Origin of the sequence: Cyanobium sp. LEGE 06143, from assembly GCF_015207535.1 — a bacterium.
Lineage (GTDB): Bacteria > Cyanobacteriota > Cyanobacteriia > PCC-6307 > Cyanobiaceae > NIES-981.
Genome location: NZ_JADEWP010000109.1, coordinates 1 through 8,588, shown reverse-complemented (window position 1 = coordinate 8,588; position 8,588 = coordinate 1). Strand labels below are relative to the sequence as shown.

The window sequence follows — 8,588 nt, the reverse complement described above, 5'->3', positions numbered from 1 at the left end:
ATTCTTGGCCGTGGTCTGCCCGTAATCACCGAATCCGAGCTGCTTGCTGCCCATGAACCCAGTCCGCGCCTGCGATTACAGGGATATTTTCGCGCGGATGGCTCGGGTTTTCCAGAGCCTCCTTAGCCCTCAGCGGTTCTGCGGCCAGCCAGCCTGGAGCTGCCGGATGGCCTTCTCGTAGCCCACCGTGTGGATCTCCTGGTAGCGCTTCCAGTCGAGGAAGGGAAAGCTGCCGATATCGGGTCGCAGGATCACATCGGCGAGCCGCTCCTGGGCCCGGGTGGTGGCGTGGGAGCCGCACATCATCGCGTCGATGATGGTGCGCCCCAGGGAGGGGTGCTGGAGCTCACTGCTGGGCTTCATGGCGGGATCGGCGCCAGCTTCAGGGCTGAGTTCGGGATCGGGATCGAGCGACAGGGCCACGACCCGGCCATTGCTGCGCCGGCGCGCCTCGGCCACCGGCAGGTTGTTGAGGATGCCGCCATCCACGTTCAGCTGGCCCTGCCCGTCTTCCACGGGGGGAAAGATCCCCGGCACCGACATGCTGGCGATCACCGCTGTGGCGATGTCGCCGCTGCCCCAGCCCTGCAGCTGGTTGGTGGCGAGGTTGGTGGAGAAGGTGCGCAGCGGCAGCCAGCTGTCCTGCAGCCGGGCACTGCCGAAGAAGCGCTCCAATTCCCGTCGGGAGTTGCGCAGGGTGAACAGGGAGCCCCGCGGCAGGGTGAAGGAGTAGGGCCGCGCCTTGATGATCACCCGCTCCAGATTGCTGAGGATCTCCCTGGCGGGCAGCTCAAAGGCCACCAGGGAGGCCACCAGTGCGCCGATGCTCACGCCCATCACCATGTCGAAGTCGCGCAGACCCAGCTCCTCCAGGGCCGCCAGCGCGCCCACGTGGGCGAAGCCCCTGGCGCCGCCGCCGCCCAGCACCAGCACCCGCTGGCGCCGCAGGGTGGCCCGGGCCAGCCGCTCCAGGTGATCGGGGCGCTCGGGCTTGAGGTTCAGCACCTGGGCGAAGGGCTGGGCCGTGGCCCAGTCCCGCGAGCGGGGGGTCTGCTCCTCGGCTGGCCAGAGCCGCACCAGCAGGGCCTCGCCAGCTTCGGCCTGGGGGAGGCGGATGCTGCTGGCCTCCCCCTCGCTGAGGATCAGCAGCCGATCCACCAGCAGCCGGTTGCGGCGGCTGAGGGCGCCTGGATCGTCGCTGACGATCACCTCGGGACGGCCTGTGCGGGTGGCCTCCACCAGCCGGGCGTGCAGGGCGGCTTCGGGGTCGTCGTCAGCTTCGGAGGGTCCGCTGATGCTGAGGTCGTCGAGGCCCTGGCTGAGCTGGCGCAGCTGCTCCGGCAGCAGGCGCCGCACCGCCGTGGTCAGGGGCGAGCCGGGGCAGGCGTCGTGGATCACGATCGTCTGCAGCGGCATGCGGCCGGGGTCGCGGCCCACGGAGGCCGCCTCGGCCAGGGCCGTGATGAAGCGGGATGGCACCCCGGGCTCGCACTCCAGCAGCTGGTTGAGCTGGTCGCCGTCGAACTGCAGCACCTGAACCGCCGTGAGGGCCAGGGCTGAGGCGGAGCGGGGCTCCCCGCTGAGGGGGCCGTAGTCCCCCACCAGCTCCCCGGGCACCACCTTGCGGAAGAAGCCATCCGGCTGGCCCGGCGGCCCGGTGTGCAGCCCCACCACCCCCGTGAGCACCAGATAGGCGTGGTCGCCGGGATCCCCCTGGCGAAACAGGAGCTCACCCTCCTCGATGGCCAGCTGGGTTGGGCCCAGGGCGGTGATGCGGCTGGGATCGAGGCCCGCCAGCACCCCTGAGCCGGCGAGGGCCCCGGCCAGCAGGGCATGAAGCGCTTGTGTCATGGAGGGGTATCGATCAGGCAGGCCCGGCCAGCCGCGTGGGCTGGGGCAGGTTGAGCTGCTGTTGCAGCACCCCCAGCTTGAGGGCCACCTCCTGCAGCTCCCGGTCCACCGCCGAACCCGGCACCAGCCCGGCACCGGCGGTGAGCTCCAGCTGGCGGCCCTCCACCGTGCCGCTGCGGATCGCCACCCGCAGGTCGAGGTCGCCGGCGCTGTCGATCCAGCCGATCGGGGCGGCGTAGTGGCCCCGCTCAAAGGGCTCCAGGTTGCGCAGCCAGGCCATGGCCTCGCGGCGCGGCAGACCCGCCACCGCCGGCGTGGGGTGCAGGGCGGCGGCGATGGCCAGGGGCTGCTGCCGTCCCAGGCAGGCGCTGATCGGGCTGTGCAGGTGCACCAGCTGGCCGTGGCGGGCCAGGCGGGGATGCCGAGGCCGACGCGGGTTCAGGCCGGCCCGGCTGAGCACCGCGGTGATCGTATCCACCACCAGCTCGTGTTCGAGGCGGTCCTTGTTGGAGTGCAGCAGGCTGGCGGCCCGTTCATCGGCGGGGGCGGTGCCGGCCAGGGCATCGCTGCGCAGCTGGCCCTGGCGCACGGTGAGCAGCCGCTCCGGCGAGGCGCCGATCAGGGCCGATCCGGCGCAGCGCTGCCAGAGCAGCCGGCAGCTGCCGCCCTGGTGGCGGCGCAGGGGGGCGAGCAGGCCCAGGGGATCGGGCTGGGCGCTGAGGGTGAGCTGCTGGCGCACGGCCAGCACCAGCTTCTGCAGGGCGCCGCCCTCCACCAGCTCCAGGGCCTGGGCCGCCGCCTGGAGGTAGTTCTCCTGCCAGGGCGTGCGCAGGGCCACCGCCACCGTGGCGCTGGCCGCTGAGGCGTGGCTGTGGCGCTCCAGCTCGCGGGCCTTCTCCCAGAGCTCCTCGGCCAGGCTGCGGGCCGTGACGCCGCCGCCCAGGGGCCGCTGCAGCCGCAGCCAGCAGTGCTGGCCATGGCGGCTCAGCTGCCAGCGGGGCAGCACGGCCTGCACCCCAGGGATCGCGGCGACGCTGGTGTCCAGGGGGGCGTCGAAGAAGCCGAAGGCCAGCAGCACCCTGGGCCTGGCCAGGGGCGGACAGGCAACCTGGGCCCCGGCCAGCCGGTTGAGGCTGGCGCTGGCGAAGCGCTGGGCCAGCTCGAAGCGCCGCGGACCGCTCAGCTCCAGGCTGTTGGTGCGGCCGCTGGCGGCGATGCAGAGCCCCGGGGCACCGTCCCAGAGGAAGCGGAAGCTGTCGCCGCCCTCCAGGTGGGGCAGCAGGGCCATCGGATCCCCCGGGTCGATCGCCATGGCCAGGCTGAGCACGCCCTCCTCGTCCGCCTGGCGGGCGCCCTCGCTGGCCAGGGCCAGCAGATCGGTGAAGGAATCAGGAGCCGGCAACGGCTGGGGCCCGGGGCGCCGCGAAGAGCTGCTCAAATGTATGGGTCCTGTCGCGGTTGCCGCCCCCGGTCCCCATGCCTGAGCCCGAGGTCGTCGCAAGCCGTTACGCCGCAGCGCCCGGGTCCGTGGCGGCGCTGGGTGCCGTGGGTTCAGGGCAGGCGGCGGGCGCGGCCGAGGAGCGGCGGCGCCTCTGGCGCTCAGCGATCAAGTGGCCCATGTATGCCGTGGCCGTGATGCCGGCGCTGCTGGCGGCCGGCTGGCGCTGGGGGCAGGGCGAGGTGCTGCGCCTCGACCAGCTGCTGCTGTTCCTGCTGGCGGCCGTGCTGCTGCTGGCCTGGGAAAACCTCGCCAATGACGTCCATGACGCCGAGACCGGCGTGGACACCCACGGCAAGCCCCACTCCCTGGTGAACCTCACCGGCCGCCGCGCCACGGTGGCCCGCTGGGCCCGGACTGCTCTGCTGGCCGGGCTGCTGCTGATGGCCCTGGTGGCCTGGCGCAGCACGCCGCTGGTGCTGGCGCTGGTGCTGGGCTGCTGCGCCCTCGGCTACCTGTACCAGGGCCCGCCCTTTCGCCTCGGTTATCACGGTCTGGGGGAGCCGCTGTGCTGGCTGGCCTTCGGGCCCCTGGCCACGGCGGCGGCGCTGCTGGCCCTGGGCCCCGCCGCCAGCAGCATCCCCTGGCGCACCGCCCTGCTGCTGGGCGGTGGAGCGGCCGTGGCCACCACCCTGGTGCTGTTCTGCTCCCACTTCCATCAGGTGGAGGAGGATGCGGATCACGGCAAGCGATCCCCGGTGGTGCAGCTGGGCACCGCTACCGCTGCCGGCCTGGTGCCCTGGTTCGTGGCCCTCACCCTGGCGCTGCAGTGGGCGCCGGTGCTGCTGGGCCACTGGCCCCTCACCGCCCTGCTCGGCGGGCTGGCGCTGGCCCCCGGCCGTCAGCTGATCGGCTTGCTGCAGCAACAGCACGACAGCCCCAGTGCGATTGCGGGCAGCAAGTTTCTGGCCCTCCGCTTCCAGACCTTCAACGGCCTCGGCCTGGCTCTGGGTCTGGCCCTCGGGCGCTGGCTCTGAAGGCCATGGCCCAGCCTCCACTCCTGCGTGAAGCGTCGGCGGCCCAGGTGCTCAGCCTGGAGTGGCGGCCGTTCCGCACCCGGCTGCCCCGGCCGCTGCGCCGCCGCCGCCGCCGCTGAGGCCCGGGCGGCCCCCTGTCCCCTTGCCGAGGCCCTGGCCGATGCCCGCCGATCCCAGCCTCAACGCCCTGGCCGAACTGATCGCCGTGGTGGCGCGGCTGCGGGATCCCGCCGGCGGCTGCCCCTGGGACCTGGAGCAGACCCACGCCTCCCTGCTGCCCTACGTGCTGGAGGAGGCCCACGAGGTGGCCGATGCCATCCGCCACGGCAATGACGACCACCTCAGCGAGGAGCTGGGCGACCTGCTGCTGCAGGTGGTGCTGCACGCCCAGATCGCCAGGGAGGCGGGGCGCTTTGATCTGGAGGCGATCGCCCGGGGCCTCAGCGCCAAGCTGATCCGCCGCCACCCCCACGTGTTCGCCGGCGCCGAAGCCAAAGACAGCGCCGCTGTGCGGGCCAGCTGGGCCGCGATCAAGGCCGCCGAACGGCCGCAGCAGTCGGCCAGCCCGGTGAGCGAGCGGCTCGGCCCCAAGGTGCGCAGCCAGCCGGCCCTGGCCGGCGCCATGGCCATCTCCCGCCAGGCCGCCGCCGCCGGCTTCGAGTGGGACGACCTCAGCGGCGTGTGGGAGAAGGTGCACGAGGAGCTCGACGAGCTGAAGGAAGCCGTGGCCAGCGGCGACCGGGCCCATGCCCAGGAGGAGCTGGGCGATSTGCTGTTCACCCTGGTGCACAGCGCCAACCTGCTGCTGCTCAGCACCCCACCGGAGGAGCTGGTGTGGTCGTTCGGCTGGCTGCTGGCCCCCCTGGCGCGGCTGGGCTGGCCGGTGGAGCGGCTGGGGTTCACCCTGCTGTTGTCGTTGCGCTTCCTGCCGCTGGTGCAGGAGGAACTGCAGAACCTGGTGCGCTCCGTGGCCACCCGGGCGGTGAACCTGCGCCGGCTCGGCTGGCAGCTCTCCCTGGGGCTGGTGCTGGGGGTGGGGGAGAGGCTGCTGGCCAACCTGCTGCTGCGCTCCGAGCAGGGGGCCGAGGCCCTGCTGGCCCGGGGCGGAACCTGGCAGCCGCCCTGGCAGCTGCACCGCCTGGCGCCGCCGGCGCGGGCCGCCAATCTGCTGGTGAGCCTGGGGCTGGGATTGTTCCTGGTCTTACGATGGCGTGTCGGTGCTCTTTAATACCTGCAGATCAGAAGGCTGAGTGACCACCGAGCGCTATCTCAATCACCCCACCTTCGGGATGCTCTACCGAGTGGCGCCAGTGCCCGACGGCAGGGATCTCTACGCCACGCTGTATGCCCAGCGGATCTTCTTTGTGGTGACCCTGCAGCCCAGGGGCGCCAGTTTTGAGGTGGTGCCGTTGATGGATGCCCGTCACTTCGCCGAGCAGAACCTGGCCCGGGTGCGCCGGGATGGCGCTGAGGCCCATGCCCACTGGCGACAGCTCTTTGACCAGACCTTCATCTGAGCCACTGGCCTCTGAGCCTTTGGCGGCGCGGCTCGAGGCGATCACCGCTGCGTTGCCTCCCGGCTGCCGTCTGCTGGCGGTGAGCAAGGGCCATCCAGCCGAGGCGATCCGGGCCGCCGTGGCGGCGGGGCAGCGCAGCTTCGGCGAGAGCCGGCTCCAGGAGGCCAGCGCCAAGCAGGAGGAGCTTGCCGACCTGGCCCCACTCGACTGGCACTTCATCGGCCGGCTGCAGGCCAACAAGGCCCGGGCGGTGCTGCGCCGCTTCGGCACGATTCACTCGGTGGACAGCCTGGCCCTGGCGGAGCGGCTGGCCCGCATCGCCGGCGAGGAATCCCTCAGCCCGGCGGTGTTGTTCCAGGTGAAGCTGCGGCCCGACCCCTCCAAGACCGGCTTCAGCAAAGAGGAGCTGCGCGCCGCCTGGCAACGCCTGGCGACGCTGGCGCCGCTGCGGCCGGTGGGGCTGATGACCATCGCCCCGCAGGGCCTCGGCCACGAGGAGCTTCAGGTTCTGTTTCAGGCCTGCGCGGCCCTGGCCACGCAGCTGGGCTTGCCCGAGCGTTCGATGGGCATGAGCGGTGATTGGCACGAAGCGGCGGCGGCGGGCAGCACCTGGCTGCGGATCGGCAGCGCCCTGTTTGGTGTGCGACCGTCCCAACGGCTTGCCATCACTGACGTGGGACGCTATTCAGGTTGAAAGCACCCCAAGAGGTTCGCTCCGTGTCGTTGTTCTCCCGCCTGCGTGCCGTCGTCTCCGGCGATGACTACCTCGAAGGCGATTACGACGAGGACCTCGATTACGACGGTGGCGACGCCCAGGACCCCCCTCCGATCCAGCGCAGCAGCGCCCTGGCGCTCAGCTCCGATTTCAGCTCCGACGACCCCTTTGCCGGCAGCAATGTGATCGGCATGCCGGGGCTCTCCTCCGCGGCGGCAGAGGTGTCGCTGATGGAGCCCCGCAGCTTCGACGAGATGCCCCGGGCGATCCAGGCCCTGCGGGAGCGCAAGACGGTGATCCTCAACCTCACCATGATGGAGCCCGATCAGGCCCAGCGGGCCGTGGATTTCGTGGCCGGCGGCACCTTCGCCATCGACGGCCACCAGGAGCGGGTGGGCGAGAGCATCTTCCTGTTCGCCCCGAGCTGCGTCAGCGTCACCACAGCCAGCGGTGAAGAGGTTTCTGCCCCCACCACCATCTCCAGGGAGCTGGCCCAGGAACAGGAAGCCGCTCCCTCGCCGSCCTGGGGCCGCCAGGACAGCGCCCTCTAGAACGTTCGATCACCTCGCTGCCATTGCACCCGGTGCCGCTCGCTTCCGGTTCCCTACTCCCCAGCCTCGGCGTGGTGGGATTCGGCACCATGGCGCGTGCCCTGGTGCTCCCCCTCCTGGAGGCAGGGCTGCTGGAGGCCCCGGGCCTGAAGGCAGTGGTGGCGAGCCAGGCTTCCGCCGCCCGCCTGCAGGAGCGCCATGGCCTGGCGGTGGGCACCGATCCGGCGGCTGCCTGGGCGGCACCGGTGCTGCTGCTGGCCGTGAAACCCCAGCAGCTTGAGGCCGTGGCGGCCACGGCTCCGCCCGGAGCCTCGGGGCTGTTGATCTCGGTGCTGGCCGGCGTGAAGCTGGAGCGGCTGCAGCGCCTGTTCCCGAGCTGGCGCTGTGTACGGGCCGTGCCCAACANCCCCCTGCCAGGTGGGCTGTGGGCTCACGGGCCTGGCCCTGGCCCCCGAGCTGGAGGAGCCGGAGCGGGCGTTGGTGCGGCAGTTGTTTGCCCGGGTGGGGGAGGTGCATGAGCTGCCCGAAGTTCAGCTCGATGCCTTCCTGGCCCTCACCTCCTCCGGGCCGGCCTTCGTGGCTCTGGTGGCGGAATCCCTGGCGGATGGGGCCGTGGCCGCCGGCCTGCCCCGGGCGCTGGCCCACCACCTGGCCCAGCGCACCCTGGCGGGCAGCGCCGCCCTGCTGGAGCAGCAGGAGCTCCACCCAGCCCAGCTCAAGGACCTGGTGAGTTCACCGGGCGGCACCACCATCGCCGGCCTGCGCCAGCTGGAGCGCGGCGGGCTGCGCTCAGCCCTGATCGAGGCGGTGCTGGCGGCGGCCCAGCGCAGCCGCGAGCTGGGCTGAGCCCTCAGGAGCCAGCGGGCTTGCTGCCGAGGCGCGGTTCGGTGCCGGCCAGCAGGCGGCGCAGGTTGCTGCGATGGCGCCAGATCACCAGGGCACTGGTGAGCAGGGCCAGCAGCAGGTAGGGCCAGCGCACACCGGCCCCCTGGCCCTGGAACCAGCCCAGCATCAGCAGCGGTAGGGCCACGGCCGCCAGCACGCTGGAGAGCGACACGATGCGGCTGAGGCTGAGCACGGCGAGAAACACCCCGAAGCTGGCCAGCCCCACCGGCCAGGCCAGGCCGAGCAGCATGCCGAGGGCCGTGGCCACCGCCTTGCCGCCGCGCCAGCCCAGCCACACGGGCCAGCTGTGCCCGGCCAGGGCGGCCAGGCCGCAGGCCACCACCCAGCTGTCGATGGCCCAGGCGGCGGGCCCCAGGGGCTGGCCCAGGGGCTCCAGCACGGCCTTGGCGAGCAGCACCGCCGCCGTGCCCTTGAGCACGTCGATCAGGAACACCGCCAGGGCCGGGCCCTTGCCCACCACCCGCAGCACGTTGGTGGCGCCGGTGGAGCCGGAGCCCTCGCGGCGGATGTCGATGCCCTTCAGCCAGCGAGCGGCCAGGTAGCCACTGGGAAGGGAGCCCAGCAGGTAGCCCG

At 72.2% G+C, this 8,588-nt stretch carries 8 protein-coding genes and 1 pseudogene; 6 read left to right on the top strand and 3 right to left on the bottom strand.

The features are described 5' to 3' along the window. Window positions 1-129: 129 nt before the first annotated feature. Window positions 130-1,851 (bottom strand): patatin-like phospholipase family protein, encoded by a 1,722-nt coding sequence (locus IQ216_RS08820; RefSeq protein WP_193815180.1) that lies wholly within the window; start codon window positions 1,849-1,851, stop codon window positions 130-132. Between the two features lie 13 nt (window positions 1,852-1,864). Beyond that, entirely contained in the window at window positions 1,865-3,253 is a 1,389-nt protein-coding gene (locus IQ216_RS08815; RefSeq protein WP_193815179.1) for an isochorismate synthase MenF, read from the bottom strand. A 74-nt stretch (window positions 3,254-3,327) separates the two neighbouring features. Between IQ216_RS08815 and menA the strand changes: the two genes are divergently transcribed. The 6 genes and pseudogenes from menA to proC all read left to right on the top strand — a co-directional run bounded on the left by menA (window position 3,328) and on the right by proC (window position 7,955). Further along, the gene (gene menA, locus IQ216_RS08810) at window positions 3,328-4,326 is read left to right on the top strand and encodes a 2-carboxy-1,4-naphthoquinone phytyltransferase (protein ID WP_193815178.1); all 999 of its coding nucleotides are present in this window, start codon (window positions 3,328-3,330) and stop codon (window positions 4,324-4,326) included. 160 nt (window positions 4,327-4,486) lie between these two features. After that, on the top strand, window positions 4,487-5,554 hold the full coding sequence (mazG, locus tag IQ216_RS14255) for a nucleoside triphosphate pyrophosphohydrolase (RefSeq protein WP_228007313.1): 1,068 nt from the start codon (window positions 4,487-4,489) through the stop codon (window positions 5,552-5,554). A 22-nt stretch (window positions 5,555-5,576) separates the two neighbouring features. Further along, the gene (locus IQ216_RS08795; RefSeq protein WP_186697135.1) at window positions 5,577-5,843 is read left to right on the top strand and encodes a PipX family protein; all 267 of its coding nucleotides are present in this window, start codon (window positions 5,577-5,579) and stop codon (window positions 5,841-5,843) included. Then, window positions 5,803-6,537 (top strand): YggS family pyridoxal phosphate-dependent enzyme, encoded by a 735-nt coding sequence (locus IQ216_RS08790; protein ID WP_193815177.1) that lies wholly within the window; start codon window positions 5,803-5,805, stop codon window positions 6,535-6,537. Before IQ216_RS08795 ends, IQ216_RS08790 begins: the two co-directional genes overlap by 41 nt. A 23-nt stretch (window positions 6,538-6,560) precedes the next feature. Beyond that, a complete protein-coding gene (locus IQ216_RS08785) occupies window positions 6,561-7,109 on the top strand; it encodes a cell division protein SepF (protein WP_193815176.1) in 549 nt (182 codons plus the stop codon). Between the two features lie 89 nt (window positions 7,110-7,198). Then, window positions 7,199-7,955, top strand: a pseudogene (gene proC, locus IQ216_RS08780) (pyrroline-5-carboxylate reductase). Window positions 7,956-7,959: 4 nt separating this feature from the next. Here the strand turns inward: proC and plsY are convergent. After that, the coding region (gene plsY, locus IQ216_RS08775) for a glycerol-3-phosphate 1-O-acyltransferase PlsY (protein WP_193815175.1) at window positions 7,960-8,588 on the bottom strand (629 nt) is incomplete at its 5' end.

Excerpts from the sequence above, each read along its gene's own strand:
- menA (WP_193815178.1), top strand. The coding sequence starts at position 3,328 with ATGCCTGAGCCCGAGGTCGTCGCAAGCCGTTACGCCGCAGCGCCCGGG.
- IQ216_RS08790 (WP_193815177.1), top strand. The coding sequence starts at position 5,803 with ATGCCCACTGGCGACAGCTCTTTGACCAGACCTTCATCTGAGCCACTG.
- IQ216_RS08820 (WP_193815180.1), bottom strand. The coding sequence starts at position 1,851 with ATGACACAAGCGCTTCATGCCCTGCTGGCCGGGGCCCTCGCCGGCTCA.